The organism is Bacillus cereus group sp. BfR-BA-01408 (assembly GCF_022663305.1).
In the GTDB taxonomy this organism is placed as follows: Bacteria; Bacillota; Bacilli; order Bacillales; family Bacillaceae_G; genus Bacillus_A; species Bacillus_A pacificus.
On record NZ_JAKUFF010000080.1, the window covers coordinates 1 to 18,158 of the forward strand.

Sequence of the window (18,158 nt, forward strand, 5' to 3'; positions counted from 1 at the left end):
ATAGTCGATATATTCTAAAAATCGCCGATATAATTTCACTTACCGACAAAAACATAAGAAAATCCCTTTCACAATCTAAAGAAAACGCCTCCATTGAAATGGATTCCACACCTATTCCAATAACTTTACACTCTATGTGAAAAAGTTCACAAATAGGTCATAATTTGTGAAGTAATTCACAATAATACGTGCTACAATATGAGTGTAAAGAAGTTAAACAACATTAAATTAGTATTTTAATTAATTACTTAAACAATCATAAAAAAATATATGTGAACAATAGAGAGGGGAAATTACCATGAAAAAAGGTATCAATCGTGTAGTATTAGTAGGAACAGGAGCTGTAGGTTGTAGTTACGCTTACTCAATGATCAACCAAGGTGTAGCTGAAGAATTCGTATTAGTAGATGTTAATGAAGCAAAAGCAGAAGGGGAAGCAATGGACTTAAGCCATGCGGTACCATTCTCTCCATCACCAACAAAAGTTTGGAGCGGTAGCTATGCAGATTGTAAAGATGCAGATTTAGTAGTTATCACTGCTGGATTACCACAAAAGCCAGGTGAAACTCGTTTAGACTTAGTTGAGAAAAATACAAAGATCTTTAAACAAATCGTTCGCGGTATTATGGATAGCGGATTCGATGGAATCTTCTTAATCGCAACTAACCCAGTTGATATTTTAACTTACGTAACTTGGAAAGAATCTGGTCTACCAAAAGAGCGCGTAATTGGTTCTGGTACTACTTTAGACTCTGCTCGTTTCCGTTACATGTTAGGTGACTACTTAGATGTAGATCCACGTAACGTTCATGCTTACATCGTTGGTGAACACGGTGACACTGAACTTCCAGTATGGAGTCACGCTACTATCGGTGTACAAAAACTAGAAACAATTTTAGCTAACAACGCACAGTACAAACAAGAAGACTTAGATAAAATCTTCGAAAACGTACGTGATGCGGCTTACCATATTATCGAGCGTAAAGGTGCAACTTACTACGGAATCGGTATGTCACTACTTCGTGTAACTAAAGCAATCTTAAACAACGAGAACAGCGTATTAACTGTATCTGCATACCTTGAAGGTCAATACGGTGAGAAAGATGCTTACGTAGGTGTTCCAGCTGTAATTAACCGTGAAGGTGTACGTGAAATCGTAGAGCTTGAGTTAAATGAGGATGAAAAAGCGAAATTCGCTCATTCTGTAAAAGTATTAAAAGAAACAATGGCACCAGTACTATAATAATTGCTAAATAATCCAGAAGTGGGGAACTACTTCTTACTTCTGGATTTATATATAATTTAATATAAATTCCTTTTCCGGTTTCCCTTGTATATCCCCAATATACCCCTTTTGCTGGATCAGGGTCGTTTATAGAAAAGAGCACTCTACTTTGCGTAGAGTGCTCTTTATTATTATCATTTTTTAGGCGTCAATCCTAATTTCTTTAAAATATCTGCCAGTGTACCGCTTTTTGATTTTTCTACAGGTGTTTGTGATTTGGATGCATCTGGACCTTTTTTCAAGAAATTCTTTTCAACGAAGCGAATATCTTTTTCGTCGACAATACCATCTTTGTTAAGGTCGCCGTCTTTCACAGATAGTCCTTTTTTACCGTAGTTGTTAGCGATAATTTCAGCATCTTTTATATCAATTACTTTATCGCCATTTACATCACCTGCAAGGTTTTCATCAAAGCGTGCATAATAATATTGGCCAAGTAGCTTACCGTCTTTTTCAGTACCAAGTTTCGTTGTTAGTCGGCTTGTTAAATGCCCTGGTACTTCTACATATAAGTTATAGTCGCGTTTATTAACAGGAAGTCCATTTAGTTTGAAGGATCCGTATTTATCAAGTGAGCCTTCAAACTTATGACGGTAAGAATCTGTTGCATATACTTTTACGCCAAGTTTTGTATAATCGAATTTTTCATCTAAATATCCGCGTTCATTTAAGAAAGCACCAGGTTTAATACTTCCTTCGACTAGTGAGTTTAAAGACATAACTGAGAATGTTTGATCTTGAAGGACACGCATTCTATTTGGCTCTGATTCACCTTGTTTCCAGTAAGCGAACACTGATAAATCTAATTGAGCATTTGCTTCATAAAACTCATCATTTTCTACTTTGAACGTTACATCAATGAACGGGAAATCACCATCTAATCCAGCGAAGTTTTTGTCATCGATAGCTCCGCCAACTGTAACAGAACCTTCTTCTAGTTTCGGTTCATTTACTTTTGCGGTCACCCTTTTTTCGGAAAGTAGCTTTTCAAAAGCAGGATTTAATTTCGCATTTGCAAATTTGAAGTTCTTTTCTAGGAATTTTACGTTAAATTCCCCAGCAACAAATTGTTTCACATGTTTGGCGTTTAGCGTCACAGTGAATTCATCACCTTTATATACTTCTTTTTTATCATAACTAGTTTTCGCATATTGAGCTCCTTGCGGGATAAACCAATAGTTATTTACACCGCTCGGATAGTCAGCTCCTGCAGTTGCATAATCGAAAATATATACGCCTGTATTCATTGGACCTTCAGTTTTAAAGGATTCAGGAGTAATGCCAACTTTAAAGTCACCATTTGCATTAATAGGTAAAAACTTATGCAAGTATGGAGAATAATCATAGTACATCACTCCGTTTGCTTCTTGCGTAATGTTTAATCCTTTTCCTTTTAAGTAGTCAACGTTCGAATCATACACATTTCCTTTAATCCATAGTGCTTTTTTACCGTCTTCTACTGTATAGTTCTCTTCATTTAATTCATAAATACCAGGCTGTAATCCAGTTAATTTCACTTCTGGCGGTGTATTATCAATTACGACATAATCCCCTTTCACACGTGCTTTACCGTCTTTATCGTAGCCAACAAACTCAATTGTGTAATCACCTTCTGGTAAGTCGATTTTCTCATCACCAATTGGTTTTGCAGGATCATTTGTAAAAGGATACACCCTGCCGTTAAAGAATGAATCTAAGTAGTAATACACATCAGTTTTTAATCCACTAGTGTTTAATGTACCAAGGAAACCGAGAGCTTTATTTGTTTTGGAATCTTTCACGATAAGATCTAACGTTTCAAGTTCGCTGTTTAATTGGAACGCCCCGTGCAAATACGATTCACGGTATGGATTGAATTTAGATGTATCAGTTGAAATTGCTTTTCTTGATAATATTGCATTTTCAATACCAGGTTCTGATACACGAATAGAGAACGGAATTTGGTACGTTTCTTCTTTATTTTTCGTATTTGTAATATGAATATATCCTTCATATCGGCCTTGTTTTACACCGGCTGGAACATTAATTTTTGCTTCAATTTCATCTGATTTGCCAGCATCAAGAGTAATTGTTTCTGGAACAGAAACTTTTACACCGTTTGCGGTAGCGTCGTTAATAGAAGAAGATGCTGGTGTATAAGAAATTTCTGTTTTAAATTCTTTTTTCTCTTGTTTATTATGATTTTGTACTTTTATATTTCGTTTTTGTTCAAGAGATTCACCGTCTTTTTGATAGAACTTCCCGAATGCAATGGATCCAGTTTCTTCAGGTACTTCAATTACTTCATCATTTACAACTGTTTTTGTTGTATCTAGCACTTTAAAACTAGTTTCCGTATGAACGGCGTTGTACGCATCTACTCGTCCAGCTCCAACTTCATATACGGAATACTTTTCTTTTAAATCATCAGCTGTGTTCATAAGAGACGCCTTTACATCGAATGGAGAGTATTCTGGGTGTTCTTGTAAAATAAGAGCAGCAACGCCCGCGATATGAGGAGAAGCCATAGATGTTCCTTGCATACGCTCATAGGAAACATCATAATTTTCGCCCTCTTGTGGGTCGTTAATATATTCAGGTACTGTTGAAAGTACAGCAACACCAGGCGCTGTAATATCTGGTTTAATATCATCATTTGATGTAACAGGACCGCGTGAGCTAAAGTCTGCAAGATGATCGCCTTCTGTTTGAATATAACTAAGTTCGTCAAAGGTAAAGGATGTATTACCTTGTTCGATTTGAGCTTTTAGTTTTTCACCGTCTTCTTTCGTTAGGCGGAATGCGGGAATGTATTTTGTACTTTCGCCAACGTAGAAAGGAATTTCTCCGTCCACATTGTTATAAATAATAACGGCTTTTGCACCAGCTTGTTTTGCATTCGCAATTTTTTCATCAAATGACAGTGTACCACGTGCAACGAGAGCGATTTTTCCTTTTACATCTTTTTTACTAAACTCGTCAGGCGTACCAATTCCTACAGATTCAATAGGTAAAGTTTGTCCCTTGAAATCTTCTATTTTATCAGTAAAGTTTTTGCCGAATAAAATTAGGTTAGGAAATTGTAATTGTCCAGCATGACCTGATAGTTTCGGTAAGGAAATAGAGCTATCACTTGCGCCAACCGTAATCGCAAATGGAGAAGCACCTGGTGATCCGAGTGTCGCTGGATTTGGACCAGAGTTTCCAGCAGCAACGACTGTAACAACACCGGAAAGCATCGCGTTATTGACAGCGATAGACGTAGGATCAAGTGGATTGTTGCTATCGTCACCTAACGATAAGTTAATAACATTCATGCCGTCAGAAATAGATTTATCGATTGCAGCAATAATACCAGAACTATCTCCGCTTCCATATGGACCGAGTACACGATAGTTATACAGTTCAATGTCAGGTGCAACACCTTTTACTGCGGAATCTGATGTGTTTTTCTTTTGCGCAGAAACGATACCTGCTACGTGAGTACCATGCGCAGTGTAGAAGGAAGAGCCACGATCATCAAATTCAGGAGCACCAGATTGTTGCCACTCTGTATAAGTTGTTTCCATCGGATCTGCATCGTTACTAATAAAGTCCCAACCTTTTACGGAGTTTGGATCTATCTTGCTAGAGTCTTCGCCAGGTTTTGCACGATAGCCCTTATATACGTCTTTTAAGTCAGGATGATTGTAATCAATACCTGTATCTAATACACCAACTTTAATTCCTTTTCCGGTAATGCCTTCGCTATGTAACTTATCGACCCCAATTTGCGGAATACTATCTGTTAGTTTTTGAGGTGCTTTCTGCTCTGCTTGTTTTGGTAAATTTAATTTCACTTCGTAATCTTTCCAAATACGTTTTACAACGCCAATCCGTAACAATTCTTCCACTGTATTTGCAGGTAATGTCAGCGCAACCCCATTTATCGCATGTTTATAAGAACGTTTAATTTGTACTGACTGGAAATTCCCTGACTTTACTGATGGGCTGAACTGATAAAGACGTTTTAGTCCTTTTTGAAATTCCTCATGTTCTTGATCAATACGTGCCTTTATATTTTCAGGAGCAGCTTGTAACCCTTTTTCTTTTTGTTTTAATTCATTAATCTTTACTGGAGCCGTTTGAAATTCTACAATGATATTTACTGGTTCGGAACTACTTGTATTAATATCTGGCGAGATAGTAAAACCAGGGTTGGCATCTAACGTTTGTAATGCCTGACGCTGTTCTTTAGAAAGTTTTGATAGTAAAGACTGGGCGTTTGAAGAGTCAATTTGGTTAATAGGATTTTCAGCAAGTACATTGAACGGAAGGGCAGTTGAAAACAGAACGCCAGCCGTTACAATTCCGGTAACAAATCGATTTTTCTTTTTCATGTATAAGCCTCCGATAATTTATATTTTAAAAATTATTTCTCTGTGCCTGGCGTTTGCTCTGCATGGAATGTCCAGTTTAGCTGTAAGGAATCACCCTGAAATTTATTTTGATCTTGTTCGTTGTCTTCAAAGGAGAAGAGCACGTGTAAATAATCTGTTTCACCAGATTTAATACCGTCTATTAAGTTATGACGTTCTAAAGAAGTAGCCACATCCTCAGGTTTCATAGTCTTTAATTGTGATAGTTTTGTTTCCCACAAAATTTCATGATCATCGTTTGGATTAGATGGTTTTCCATCATTCACTAAAAATTTGACGATGATGTGATCGCCTAAATCTTCACCATCATTATTTTTCTTTGCATCTGTAACTTCATAGGATGTTTCAAGTGCTACTTTTGCAATATCCAATGACCCTTTATTTTCAAGCGTGAAATTCTTTTCAATAAAATCACCTGGCTTTAAATCTTTCACATCAACGATTACACTGGGATTAATAGAAAGGTCTAGTGTTCCAGCTTGAAATGAGTTACTAGATGTTTCAGAATCACTGAAGTAGGCGAATACACCGCCGAATGTAAGGGATAAGCCGAGCGTTGCGGTGACAACTCCCATTCCAACCTTTTGTTTTAATGACATAAGAAAGCCCCCTAATTAAATTTTTATAGCGACTGTTCGTAACAAGGATAAATAAGTAAACATAGTAGTCCACTATGAATTATAGTTGCGAAAAGTTGCTGTTCTTTATTGAGAACAAGTATATGCTTATCAATTTTCCATTTCAATAAAATTGTGACGAAAAATGTTGAGAAACATTTTTTTATGACAGATTATTTTGTTACGATTTTAAGTGATACATAACGTGTAAAATAGAGTGAATCTAATAAAATAAAGGTTGAGAAAAAAATATTATGTTGAAAGATTAGTATGAAATGAAGCGTTTTCAATGAATATTCGTCAAAATTCGATATTTTATATAGAAATGTGAAAAAAGACCAACATTTTTAAGAAAAAAACGTATATTTTTTATAAATTAACAAGGATATTTCAGTTTTTCGAAGAAATGATAAATTATAAAAAATTCTGTCATCTTAGTGAGGTGAGCATATTGAACGTAATAAATTGTGAAGAAGTGAAACGAGATGAGTTTCATACAGAAAAGTACTATGAAAGTTATAACATCTTTGGCGCACATATTGTGACGGAAGATGAGATGCGAGGTGTACGATTTACAGTATGGGCTCCTCATGCGAAAGCAATGAGTGTTGTTGGAGATTTTAATGAATGGGATTATGAGCAACATAAGATGCTACAAGTGACAGAAGAGGGAATTTGGTCCTTATTTATACCGCATATTGAAGAAAAAGAAATATATAAATATGCGATTGAAACGATGGCTGGTGATGTCATTTTTAAGGCAGATCCGTATGCTGTGTATGCAGAAGTAAGACCGAATACGGCATCTGTAGTTTTTGATATAAAGGGATACGAATGGAATGATAAAAACTGGAGTCGTAAGAAAAAGAAAAAATCGGTTTATAAAGAAGCGATGACAGTTTATGAATTGCATTTCGGTTCTTGGAAAAAGAAAGAAGATGGAACGTTGTATTCTTACAGGGAAATGGCAGAAGAACTCATTCCTTATGTGGTGGAACATCAATTTACACATATTGAAATTATGCCGCTTGTTGAGCATCCGTATGATCGTTCTTGGGGATATCAAGGAACGGGATATTATGCCGCAACGAGTAGATTCGGCACGCCACATGATTTGATGCATTTTGTCGATGAATGTCATAAATATGGAATCGGTGTCATTTTAGATTGGGTGCCGGGGCATTTTTGTAAAGATGCTCACGGTTTATATTTGTTTGATGGGACACCGACTTATGAATATAAAGATAAAGATGTGCAAGAAAATCCAGTATGGGGAACTGTTAATTTTGATTTAGGAAAGAGGGAAGTACGTAATTTCTTAATTTCAAATGCGTTATTTTGGATGAGATATTTCCATATCGATGGTTTCAGGGTGGATGCAGTTGCAAACATGCTGTACTGGAATAAAGAAGGACAAGAGCAAAGTAATGAGCACGCTGTTTCATTTTTACGGGAGTTAAATGAAGCGGTATTTGCAGAGGATGAAGATTTTCTTATGACAGCAGAGGATTCAACAGCTTGGCCACTTGTAACAGCTCCAACGTATGAAGGTGGGCTTGGATTCAATTACAAATGGAATATGGGCTGGATGAATGACGTGCTGAAGTATATGGAGTGTGCGCCAGAGTACAGAAAATATATTCATGAGAAAATGACGTTCTCTTTACTATATGCTTACTCTGAAAATTTCATATTACCGCTTTCTCATGATGAAGTTGTTCATGGGAAAAAGTCGTTATTAAATAAAATGCCAGGAGACTACTGGGATAAGTTTGCTCAACTTCGTTTATTATATGGATATTTCTTTACTCACCCAGGAAAGAAATTACTTTTCATGGGTGGAGAATTCGGGCAGTTTGATGAGTGGAAAGACCTTGAAGATTTAGATTGGAATTTACATGATTTTGAAATGCATCGTTATATGCATGATTACTTTAAAGAGCTCATAGCATTGTATAAGCGCTCCAAACCACTTTGGCAGCTTGATCATTCGCCTGAAGGATTTCAGTGGATTGATGCTAATAATAATGAGCAAAGTATTTTCTCTTTTATCCGCCAAGGGGATAAACAAGAAGATGCGTTAGTTGTCGTATGTAATTTTACGAAAACTACATATGAAAACTATAAAGTAGGTGTACCAGATTTCGAGTATTATAACGAGGTTTTAAACAGTGATGCTGAGCAATATGGCGGATCAGGGCAAGTAAATAAGAAACGTCTGAAGGCGATTCAAGAACCGTTTCATAATCAAGCAGCACATGTAGAAATTACAATTCCACCATTTGGCGTATCCATATTACGACCAGTGAAGACGAGAAAGGGGAGCAAAAAACAAGATGGCTCAAAAACAAAAGTGCGTAGCAATGTTACTAGCAGGGGGAAAAGGTAGTCGATTAAGTGCATTAACAAAAAATTTAGCCAAGCCAGCTGTTCCATTTGGTGGTAAATATCGCATTATTGATTTTACGCTAAGTAACTGCGCAAATTCTGGTATTGAAACGGTTGGGATTTTAACGCAATATCAACCACTCGAACTTCATAATTATATCGGAATCGGCAATGCGTGGGATTTAGACCGAGTAAGCGGTGGAGTCACAGTATTACCTCCTTATGCGGAGTCTTCAGGTGTGAAGTGGTACACAGGTACGGCAAGTGCCATTTATCAAAACTTAAACTATTTAAGTCAATATGAACCAGAGTATGTTCTCATTTTATCAGGCGACCATATTTATAAAATGGATTACAGTAAAATGCTAGATTACCATATTGAGAAAGAAGCGGACGTTTCCATTTCTGTTATTGAAGTGCCTTGGGATGAGGCGAGTCGTTTCGGTATTATGAATACGAACGAAGAGATGGAGATTGTTGAATTTGAAGAGAAACCGCAATTTCCAAGAAGTAATCTTGCATCAATGGGAATTTACATTTTTAACTGGGCAATTTTGAAAGAGTATTTAGAAATGGATGCAAGAAACCCTGAATCTAGTAATGATTTCGGAAAAGATGTACTTCCGCTTTTATTAGATGAAGGGAAGAAGTTAATGGCGTATCCGTTTGAAGGGTATTGGAAAGATGTCGGAACGGTGAAGAGCTTATGGGAAGCGAATATGGATTTACTTCGCGATGAAACATCACTGAATTTAAATGATCGTAATTGGCGTATTTATTCTGTTAATCCAAACGAACCACCTCAATATATCGCTGAAAAGGCAAAAGTAGAAGAATCACTTATTAACGAAGGATGTGTCATTGAAGGGGACGTGAAGCATTCTGTACTATTCCAAGGAGTGACGGTGGAAGAAGGTAGTATGGTTATTGATTCTGTCGTTATGCCGGGAGCGAAGATTGGTAAAAATGTTGTGATTGAAAGAGCGATCGTTGGATCAGAAATGGTTATTGAAGATGGAACAATTATTCGTCCAGAAAAAAATGTCGACGATGTAGTACTCATTGCTGAAGGGAAATAGAAAAGGGGGATGAAATGAATGGGAGAAAAAATGTTAGGAATTATTAATGCAACGGGAAGTTTTCCTTCCTTAAAGAAAGTAACAGGGCATCGTTCACTAGCGGCGTTACCGTTTGGGGGCCGTTATCGACTCATTGATTTCATGCTTTCAAATATGGTGAATTCTAATATTCATAGTGTAGCGGTTTTTACAAGTCATAAAAACCGCTCGTTAATGGATCATGTTGGTTCAGGAAAACAGTGGGATTTAGATAGAAAAAGAGACGGACTGTTTTTATTCCCGCCAAATTGCCAATGTGATCAAGATGAATTTGGATCTTTTGCGCATTTTAGAAGACATATTGATTATTTTCTAAGAGCTAGAGAAGAATACGTCGTTATTACGAATAGCCATCTCGTAACAGCATTGAATTTTCAAGCGGTGTTAGAGCGACATATACATACGGCATCTGATATTACGGAAGTTTGCCATGAAGGGGTTTCGCTTCAAACGTACGTGTTAAAGAAACAATTACTGTTAGATTTATTCGATTCATATAAAGATGTGGAGCAATATAGCTTATTCGATGTAGTGAGAGAAAAGCGCGGAAAATCACTACATATTGCTACGTATGAGCATACAGGATATGTAGCTATTATTGATTCAATTGAAAGCTACTATAAACATAGCTTAGAAATTTTGCAACCTGCTATTTGGAAGCAACTATTTAAGAAAGAAGCACCAATCTTTACGAAAGTAAAAGATGAGCCACCAACTCGTTATGTAAAGGGTGCAGTCGTGAAAAATACAATGATTGCAAATGGTAGTATTATCGAAGGTGAAGTAGAAAATAGTGTTGTCTCCCGTTCTGTTAAAATTGGGAAAGGTTCAATTGTTCGTAATAGCATTATTATGCAAAAGAGCCAAATTGGAGATAACTGTATAATAGACGGTGTTATTATTGATAAAGATGTGAAAATTGGTGACGGTGTTGTACTAAAAGGAAACGCCGATGAGCCATACGTTGTAGAAAAAGGAAGCGTGCAAAACAGTACGATTAATAGTTATTCTTAAGGAATCAGTGGGGGTTTTTCCTCCACTGATTAAAGTTTTAATTTAAATGAAAACTCGAAGGGAGGAAGCTGCAAGGGAAGTAGTATAAGCTTTTCGTGCAGTGGGACAACAAGTGAATATTTTATTTGCAGTATCAGAATGTGTACCATTTGTTAAATCGGGAGGATTAGCTGATGTAGCAGGTGCGCTCCCAAAAGAGCTAAAAAAATTAGGTGTGGAAGTTCGTATTATACTCCCGAATTATAGTCTTATTCCGCAAAAATTAAGGGATGGATGTACGCTACATAAAGTAATTAACGTCCCGCTTGGGTGGAGAAATCAATATTGCGGAATTTTAAAAGGTGAGCAAGACGGGATTACGTATTACTTAATAGATAATGAATATTATTTTAAGAGGGATTCTCTGTATGGTCATTATGATGACGGAGAGCGTTTTTCTTATTTTTCGAAAGCAGTTTTAGAGTGTATTCCTCATCTTGATTTCGAAGTGGATGTTCTTCATAGCCATGATTGGCATACAGCTATGGTAAATTTCTTACTACGTGAAAAGTATCAAGATAACCCATTATATGAGCATATTAAAACGGTATATACGATTCATAACTTGCAGTTCCAAGGTGTATTTCCTCCTGAAGTGATGTACGACTTGCTAGAACTTGGTGATGAATATTTTCATAGTGAGCAGTTAGAATTTTATGGGAATGTGAACTTTATGAAGGGTGGCATTATCGCTTCTGATCAAATTACAGCGGTTAGCCCGACATACAAAGAGGAAATCCAATATGAGTTTTTCGGTGAGAAGTTAGATGGATTACTGCGAAAATATAATGGTAAGCTTAGCGGCATTGTAAATGGAATTGATACGAGCGTGTACAATCCAGAAACGGATTCGTATATTACTGCTCAGTACGATGCAGATTCATTATATGAAAAGAGTAAAAATAAACGCGCGTTGCAGCGTTATTTTGGTTTGCCAGAAAAAGAAGATACACCAATTATTTCTATGGTAACGAGATTAACGAAGCAAAAAGGTCTTGATTTAGTACGTACTGTATTCCGAGAAATAATGGAAGAAGATGTACAATGTATTATTTTAGGATCAGGTGATTCGGAATATGAGAAATTCTTTGAGTGGATGGCATATGAGTATCCTGAGAAGGTAAAAGTGTATATTGGCTTTAATGAAGAATTAGCCCACCAAGTATATGCGGGAAGTGATTTATTCTTAATGCCATCACTATTTGAACCATGTGGACTTGGACAACTTATCGCATTAGCGTACGGTACGATTCCAATTGTAAGGGAAACAGGCGGATTAAATGATACGGTACAATCTTATGACGAAGAGACTGGAGAAGGAAATGGTTTCAGTTTCACGAACTTTAATGCACATGACATGTTGCACACGGTTCGTCGTGCAATTGAATTTTATCATGATAAACCGGTGTGGGAGCAGCTTGTAAAACAAGCAATGACTGAAGATTATAGCTGGGGAAAATCAGCTCTGGCTTATAAGAAATTGTATAAAAGTCTCATGGAATAACATGTAGGTGGTGAAGAAATGTTTACTCATGTTGAAAGTTTCAAATCAGCTTTTCTAGAAAAGTTAGAGACGATGTATGGTAAAAGTTTCAAAGAATCTACAACTCGTGATCAATACAATACGCTTGGGTACATGGTGCGTGAGTATATGAATAGTCAATGGATTGCAACGAATGAAAGTTATCGGTCTGGAGAGCGAAAGCAAATGTATTACTTATCCATTGAGTTTTTACTTGGGCGTTTGCTTGGAAGTAACATATTAAATTTAGGTATCAAGGATGTATGTGAGCAAGGGCTTTCTGAGCTTGGAATTTCGTTGCAACAATTAGAAGAGGTGGAAGCAGATGCAGGTCTTGGAAATGGTGGACTTGGACGATTAGCAGCCTGTTTCCTTGATTCACTTGCATCTTTAAACTTACCAGGTCATGGGTGCGGAATTCGTTACAAACACGGCTTATTTGATCAAAAAATTGTTGATGGTTATCAAGTTGAATTTCCAGAACAGTGGCTTCTTCATGAAAATGTATGGGAAGTAAGAAGGCATGATCAAGCTGTAGAAGTAAGTTATTTCGGCAATGTTGAACCGCTCTACATTGATGGGCGTTTAGAATTCAGGCATACAAATGCAGAAGTAATTATGGCCGTACCATATGACGTTCCAGTAGTAGGTTATGAGACGAGTACTGTAAATACACTTAGACTTTGGAATGCGGAACCAGTTCCTTTCCCACAAAATTGCAAAGATATTTTGAAATATAAGCGTGAAACAGAGGCGGTATCGGAGTTTTTATATCCAGATGATACGCATGATGAGGGGAAAATACTTCGTTTGAAACAACAGTATTTCCTCGTATCAGCAAGCTTGCAAAATATCGTTCGTATGCATAGAGAAAGATATGGTGACCTTCGTCAATTACATGAGAAAATTGCGATTCATATTAATGATACACATCCAGTTTTGGCGATTCCAGAACTGATGCGTATTTTATTAGATGAAGAAAAACTAGCATGGGAAGAAGCTTGGCACATAACGACGCAAACGATTTCTTATACGAATCATACGACGTTATCAGAAGCGCTTGAGAAGTGGCCAATTCACATTTTTAAACCGTTATTACCGAGAATTTATATGATTATTGAAGAGATTAATGAACGTTTCTGTCATGAACTTTGGGAGCGTTATCCGTATGAATGGCATCGTATTGAAGAGATGGCGATTATTGCGCATGATCTTGTGAAAATGGCTCACTTAGCAATTGTCGGTAGTCATAGCGTAAATGGTGTAGCAAAAATTCATACGGAAATTTTAAAGCAACGTGAAATGCGATTGTTTTATGAGTTTTATCCAGATAAGTTTAATAATAAAACGAATGGAATCGCTCATAGACGCTGGTTAATGAAGGCGAATCCACAGCTAACGAATCTTATTTCAGAGGCGATTGGAACAGAGTGGAAGAAAGAACCGATTAAGCTTCAAGAGCTACAATTAGTTCAATACGATGCGAGTTTCCAAGAGAAATTTGCAGAGGTAAAACAAGAGCGCAAAGAGATTTTAGCAGCGCGCATTCATAATACAATGGGGATTACAATTGATCCTAATTCTATTTTTGATGTGCAAGTAAAAAGGCTACATGCTTACAAGCGACAATTATTAAATGTTCTTCATATTTTATATTTGTATAACCGTTTGAAAGAGGATGCTAGTTTTACATTTTATCCGCGTACTTTTATTTTTGGAGCGAAAGCATCACCTGGCTATTACTATGCGAAAAAAATTATTAAATTAATAAATGAACTTGCAAGGAAAGTGAATAACGATCCGTACGTAAGCCAATATATGAAAGTTATCTTTCTAGAAAACTATCGAGTGTCTGTAGCGGAAGATATATTCCCAGCGGCTGATGTAAGTGAACAAATTTCAACAGCGAGTAAAGAAGCATCCGGAACAGGCAATATGAAATTTATGATGAATGGTGCGATTACGCTCGGCACGTTAGACGGAGCGAATATTGAAATAAAAGATAGAGTCGGTGATGATAACTGTTTCATTTTCGGTTTAACGGCCGAAGAGGTTCTTCATTACTATCAAAATGGTGGATATCGTGCAAGTGATTATTATCACCACAATGGGCACATTAAGAAGGTAGTAGACCAGTTAACGAATGGTTTCTTTGCACAGTCGGGAGCTGAATTTGAAGCAATTTACGATTCTCTCGTTATTCAAAATGATGAATATTTCGTTCTGCGAGATTTTGGCCCATATGCGGAAAAGCAAGAAGCTGTTGGTAGAGCTTATGAGAACCGAACGAAGTGGCTCGAAATGTCGATTTTAAATATTGCACAATCTGGTCATTTTGCGAGCGATCGAACGATTTTACAGTATAGTAATGAGATTTGGGGTATTGGTAATACAGTTACGCAAATTTAAAGAGATTGCTACGTTGGAAAAGATTATATGAAATTTATATCAGCGATTTTTAAGATATATCGATTTACCGACAAAAATTGACACTAATAAATAAACCGAGCTTAAACTCATTAAGCTCGGTTTTCTTTTTTGCTTAAGAAAGAAATGGGATCGCAGTATATATTACACCCGTTCCACCATATTCTCCTGTCGCAAAGTATGAAAATGTAAAGAAACCTGTAAACGTAAAAATTACAATGAGAAAAAGTGCAAAGATAAATTTTAGCATGTAAGGTCCCCTCATCCAAAAGTAACTTCATATATTATTATAGTATAAGGATATTTAATTTCCAATTGTTTACTGGTTAAAAATGAGAAGTCAGACATGTTTTGTATGTTGTCATGGCATGATTATTTGTAATAGATTTTGTGTTTTTTGTAAAAGTCATGTTGTGATGAACGTGTGCATATTCCCAGTCTTGGTCATTAAAATTTATGTTTCGAGGAGGAAGAAGTGGAACGACATCAAATAAGTTGACGAAACGAAAGCTACTAGCTACTTGTAGTTTATAATAATTACGAAATGCAATATCTCCCACTTTTGGGGAGGCAAATGTATACAGACCGTACTGTGCGAAGGCAGTGTTTATACGCGCATCGAGTATATGTAGTGTAGCGAGTGCGCCGCCTAAGCTATGACCGGTTGCAAGAAGTTTCTTATGGGCTGGTAACGATACGAGCATATCCATAATAGAATCTCGGCAAGATTCATAAATGGAAAGAAAGCCGTTATGGACATTTCCGCTATTTAAAGCATATGGATATGGTTTTTGGTTAACGAGTGAATCGATAATCCAGTCTGTATCTGTTTGTGTCCCGCGAAAAGCTACAATAACGGTATCCTCAGATTCTAGTATGAATCCGAACCATTCTGTCGTTTGAATGGTTTTTCCTTGAAAGCCTTGTACATATTGAAAACCATCTGGTATTTCAAAAATCCCATTTTGTTTATATTGTTCATATGTTAACTCACAACAAGAAGCTAACAGTATGGCGGTATCTTTATCAAAGGATAAAGGAGTACGCATTAAGGGAGCCTCCTTAAGAAAAGGTATAGTTCAATATATGCAGTGAGGGACTTGATTCATTCTTTTAGAAAAAAAGCTTGAACCTACAGTTACGTGAGGGAGTATGATTTTTGTAAACATACTGTTAGGAGGAGTGTAAGATGAGCAAAAGAGAAGGCTATTCAATTGGTGAGTTTTCAAGGGGAACAGGTACAACGATACGAACGCTCCAATATTACGATGAAATTGGATTACTTAAACCTGAAAAGAATGTTAGCTCTGGTCACCGTGTGTACAAAGGAAAAGATATATTAGAGCTACAAAAAATAGTGAGCCTTAAAGTATTAGGATATAGTTTAGAAGAAATAAGCGTTATGCTGAAAATGCCAAGTTTGAATGTAAGTTTAAAAGAAACATTGGAGCAACAAAGAAAAGCCTTTGAAGAAAAAAGAAAACAAATTGAAGTTTCGATTAAGGCGCTTGAACGAACAATGGTATGTCTTAAGGAAGATGAAGAGTTGGATAGTGACATATTAATGAGTCTAATTAACAGCATTCAAAAAGAAACTGAACAACGTTTATGGCTTGAAGAATATGTATCAAAAGAAACAGTTGATGGATTATATAATAAACCAGAAGAAGAGAGTCTGGCACTTGATAAAGAGTTTGTGCGTTTAGCAAAAGAAGTGAAAAGGTTATTCGGAAGACAAATTGAGGATTCAGAAGTGCAAAAATTGGTTGATGAACATATGAAGGCGACTCTTAAGTATGTTGGTGAAGAGACAATGTATTCTCTAGGTAAATTAGAGAATGCACAAGAACAATATAATAATATGATGCCATCTCCTTATACGGAAGAAGAAGAGGCGTGGCTTAATGAAGCGATGGGGTATTATATGATTCGAAATGGTTTGTATAGTCCACCTAAATAAAAAGAGCCCTATAAGGGCCCTTTTTACTCTTTTCCATCTAATAAACGACCAAGTCCACCTAAAACGCTGCCTTCACCAGTGCTTTGCGCTGCTGGGCTTGTCAGACGTGCTGCTAAGCGGCTAAGTGTTAAGGACTGAATCCAAACTGTTCCAGGTCCTTCTAACGTTGCGAAGAATAAACCTTCGCCGCCAAATAGAGCTGTTTTTACTTTTCCAACGAACTCGACATCGTAGTTAATGTCTTTTGTCATGGCAACGAGACAACCTGTATCGATGCGAAGTTTTTCGCCATGTTTTAGTTCACGCTTATATACAGTTCCGCCTGCATGCATGAAAGCAAGTCCATCACCTTCAAGTTTCTGCATGATGAAACCTTCACCGCCGAAGAAACCAGTTCCGATTTTTTTCGTAAACTCGATTCCGATAGAAACGCCTTTTGCGGCACAAAGAAATGCATCTTTTTGACAAACTACTTTTCCTTGATATTCTGTTAAATCTACAGGAATAATTTTACCCGGATACGGAGCAGCAAAGGATACGTGACGCTTGCCGTGACCTGTATTTGTAAATACAGTCATAAACATGCTTTCGCCTGTCACGAGACGCTTACCAGCGCCCATTAATTTTCCGAATAAACCTCCAGATGGGCCAGAACCATCGCCGAAGATTGTTTCCATTTCTATGTAATCTTCCATCATCATCATTGCACCAGCTTCTGCGATCACGCTTTCTTCTGGGTCTAACTCAATTTCAACAAACTGCATATCATCGCCGTATAATTTATACTCGATTTCATGTGCTCTCATTTTTTTCACCTCGTATGTAATAGATATTTATATTGTACAGAATTTAATAGGATTAGAATACTTTAGTTTTGTTAATTTTCAAATAAAGTGGGAGCACCCAAAATTGGTTGTCAGCTCTCACCAATCGAGCAGTCCGCAAATAGCGAGATAAAATATGAATATGGAAGTTCAACATTATATTAAAATTATAAAAAAATAATGGAATGAAAGTGTTCTCATTTGACGTTTTGGATATAGCGTGATATAGTGAAGTCACTATTGAGCTACATAATGTGGTACGGAAATAAAGCACGTTGAATTAAAGGCTGTAAGCTTGTTATACATTCATGTCCTTTATATCCACCTTTTCATGTGGATTCATAGTTTCATTTTTATTTAGGAGGTACATGACATGCAAACAGGTAAAGTTAAATGGTTCAACAGCGAAAAAGGTTTCGGTTTCATCGAAGTTGAAGGTGGAGACGATGTATTCGTTCACTTCTCAGCTATCCAAGGTGACGGATTCAAAACTTTAGAAGAAGGTCAAGAAGTTTCTTTCGAAATCGTTGAAGGTAACCGTGGACCACAAGCTGCTAACGTTACAAA

13 protein-coding genes are annotated in these 18,158 nt (G+C 36.8%); 8 read left to right on the plus strand and 5 right to left on the minus strand.

The window, feature by feature from the left end:
- The first annotated feature begins 298 nt into the window (after positions 1 to 298).
- On the plus strand, positions 299 to 1,243 hold the full coding sequence (locus tag MR083_RS22715; protein WP_000715337.1) for an L-lactate dehydrogenase: 945 nt from the start codon (positions 299 to 301) through the stop codon (positions 1,241 to 1,243).
- Positions 1,244 to 1,419: 176 nt separating this feature from the next.
- Here MR083_RS22715 and MR083_RS22720 read toward each other — a convergent pair whose 3' ends face one another.
- Both MR083_RS22720 and MR083_RS22725 read right to left on the minus strand, forming a co-directional pair.
- Positions 1,420 to 5,643, minus strand: a complete 4,224-nt coding sequence (locus tag MR083_RS22720; RefSeq protein ID WP_242269870.1) for a S8 family serine peptidase — start codon at positions 5,641 to 5,643, stop codon at positions 1,420 to 1,422.
- Positions 5,644 to 5,675: 32 nt separating this feature from the next.
- Positions 5,676 to 6,281 carry a CalY family protein gene (locus tag MR083_RS22725; RefSeq protein WP_000053953.1) on the minus strand — a complete coding sequence of 202 codons (606 nt, stop codon included), beginning with the start codon at positions 6,279 to 6,281 and terminating at the stop codon, positions 5,676 to 5,678.
- 469 nt (positions 6,282 to 6,750) lie between these two features.
- Here MR083_RS22725 and glgB point away from each other — a divergent pair, with 469 nt between their 5' ends.
- From glgB to glgP, 5 genes are all read left to right on the plus strand, one after another.
- Complete coding sequence (glgB, locus tag MR083_RS22730; RefSeq protein ID WP_139869530.1) at positions 6,751 to 8,688, plus strand: 1,4-alpha-glucan branching protein GlgB; 1,938 nt, start codon at positions 6,751 to 6,753, stop codon at positions 8,686 to 8,688.
- A complete protein-coding gene (gene glgC, locus MR083_RS22735; RefSeq protein WP_000057613.1) occupies positions 8,636 to 9,766 on the plus strand; it encodes a glucose-1-phosphate adenylyltransferase in 1,131 nt (376 codons plus the stop codon). The genes glgB and glgC overlap by 53 nt, the downstream gene beginning before the upstream one ends.
- A gap of 18 nt (positions 9,767 to 9,784) precedes the next feature.
- The gene (gene glgD / locus MR083_RS22740) at positions 9,785 to 10,819 is read left to right on the plus strand and encodes a glucose-1-phosphate adenylyltransferase subunit GlgD (protein WP_242269871.1); all 1,035 of its coding nucleotides are present in this window, start codon (positions 9,785 to 9,787) and stop codon (positions 10,817 to 10,819) included.
- Positions 10,820 to 10,931: 112 nt separating this feature from the next.
- The gene (glgA, locus tag MR083_RS22745) at positions 10,932 to 12,362 is read left to right on the plus strand and encodes a glycogen synthase GlgA (RefSeq protein ID WP_011040795.1); all 1,431 of its coding nucleotides are present in this window, start codon (positions 10,932 to 10,934) and stop codon (positions 12,360 to 12,362) included.
- A gap of 18 nt (positions 12,363 to 12,380) precedes the next feature.
- A complete protein-coding gene (glgP, locus tag MR083_RS22750) occupies positions 12,381 to 14,789 on the plus strand; it encodes a glycogen phosphorylase (protein WP_000494089.1) in 2,409 nt (802 codons plus the stop codon).
- Between the two features lie 133 nt (positions 14,790 to 14,922).
- Here glgP and MR083_RS27870 read toward each other — a convergent pair whose 3' ends face one another.
- Both MR083_RS27870 and MR083_RS22755 read right to left on the minus strand, forming a co-directional pair.
- On the minus strand, positions 14,923 to 15,057 hold the full coding sequence (locus tag MR083_RS27870; protein ID WP_000911074.1) for a hypothetical protein: 135 nt from the start codon (positions 15,055 to 15,057) through the stop codon (positions 14,923 to 14,925).
- Positions 15,058 to 15,133: 76 nt separating this feature from the next.
- Positions 15,134 to 15,856, minus strand: a complete 723-nt coding sequence (locus MR083_RS22755) for a lipase family protein (RefSeq protein ID WP_001260123.1) — start codon at positions 15,854 to 15,856, stop codon at positions 15,134 to 15,136.
- A gap of 140 nt (positions 15,857 to 15,996) precedes the next feature.
- Between MR083_RS22755 and MR083_RS22760 the strand changes: the two genes are divergently transcribed.
- Positions 15,997 to 16,767 carry a MerR family transcriptional regulator gene (locus tag MR083_RS22760; RefSeq protein ID WP_242269872.1) on the plus strand — a complete coding sequence of 257 codons (771 nt, stop codon included), beginning with the start codon at positions 15,997 to 15,999 and terminating at the stop codon, positions 16,765 to 16,767.
- 23 nt (positions 16,768 to 16,790) lie between these two features.
- Here MR083_RS22760 and MR083_RS22765 read toward each other — a convergent pair whose 3' ends face one another.
- Positions 16,791 to 17,573 carry a TIGR00266 family protein gene (locus MR083_RS22765; RefSeq protein ID WP_001201255.1) on the minus strand — a complete coding sequence of 261 codons (783 nt, stop codon included), beginning with the start codon at positions 17,571 to 17,573 and terminating at the stop codon, positions 16,791 to 16,793.
- A gap of 391 nt (positions 17,574 to 17,964) precedes the next feature.
- Here MR083_RS22765 and cspD point away from each other — a divergent pair.
- Positions 17,965 to 18,158: cold-shock protein CspD (cspD, locus tag MR083_RS22770; RefSeq protein ID WP_242269873.1), on the plus strand; the 194-nt coding region annotated here is incomplete at its 3' end.

Excerpts from the sequence above, each read along its gene's own strand:
- MR083_RS22715 (WP_000715337.1), top strand. The coding sequence starts at position 299 with ATGAAAAAAGGTATCAATCGTGTAGTATTAGTAGGAACAGGAGCTGTA.
- MR083_RS22720 (WP_242269870.1), bottom strand. The coding sequence starts at position 5,643 with ATGAAAAAGAAAAATCGATTTGTTACCGGAATTGTAACGGCTGGCGTT.
- MR083_RS22725 (WP_000053953.1), bottom strand. The coding sequence starts at position 6,281 with ATGTCATTAAAACAAAAGGTTGGAATGGGAGTTGTCACCGCAACGCTC.
- glgC (WP_000057613.1), top strand. The coding sequence starts at position 8,636 with ATGGCTCAAAAACAAAAGTGCGTAGCAATGTTACTAGCAGGGGGAAAA.
- glgD (WP_242269871.1), top strand. The coding sequence starts at position 9,785 with ATGGGAGAAAAAATGTTAGGAATTATTAATGCAACGGGAAGTTTTCCT.
- glgP (WP_000494089.1), top strand. The coding sequence starts at position 12,381 with ATGTTTACTCATGTTGAAAGTTTCAAATCAGCTTTTCTAGAAAAGTTA.
- MR083_RS27870 (WP_000911074.1), bottom strand. The coding sequence starts at position 15,057 with ATGCTAAAATTTATCTTTGCACTTTTTCTCATTGTAATTTTTACGTTT.
- MR083_RS22755 (WP_001260123.1), bottom strand. The coding sequence starts at position 15,856 with ATGCGTACTCCTTTATCCTTTGATAAAGATACCGCCATACTGTTAGCT.
- MR083_RS22760 (WP_242269872.1), top strand. The coding sequence starts at position 15,997 with ATGAGCAAAAGAGAAGGCTATTCAATTGGTGAGTTTTCAAGGGGAACA.
- MR083_RS22765 (WP_001201255.1), bottom strand. The coding sequence starts at position 17,573 with ATGAGAGCACATGAAATCGAGTATAAATTATACGGCGATGATATGCAG.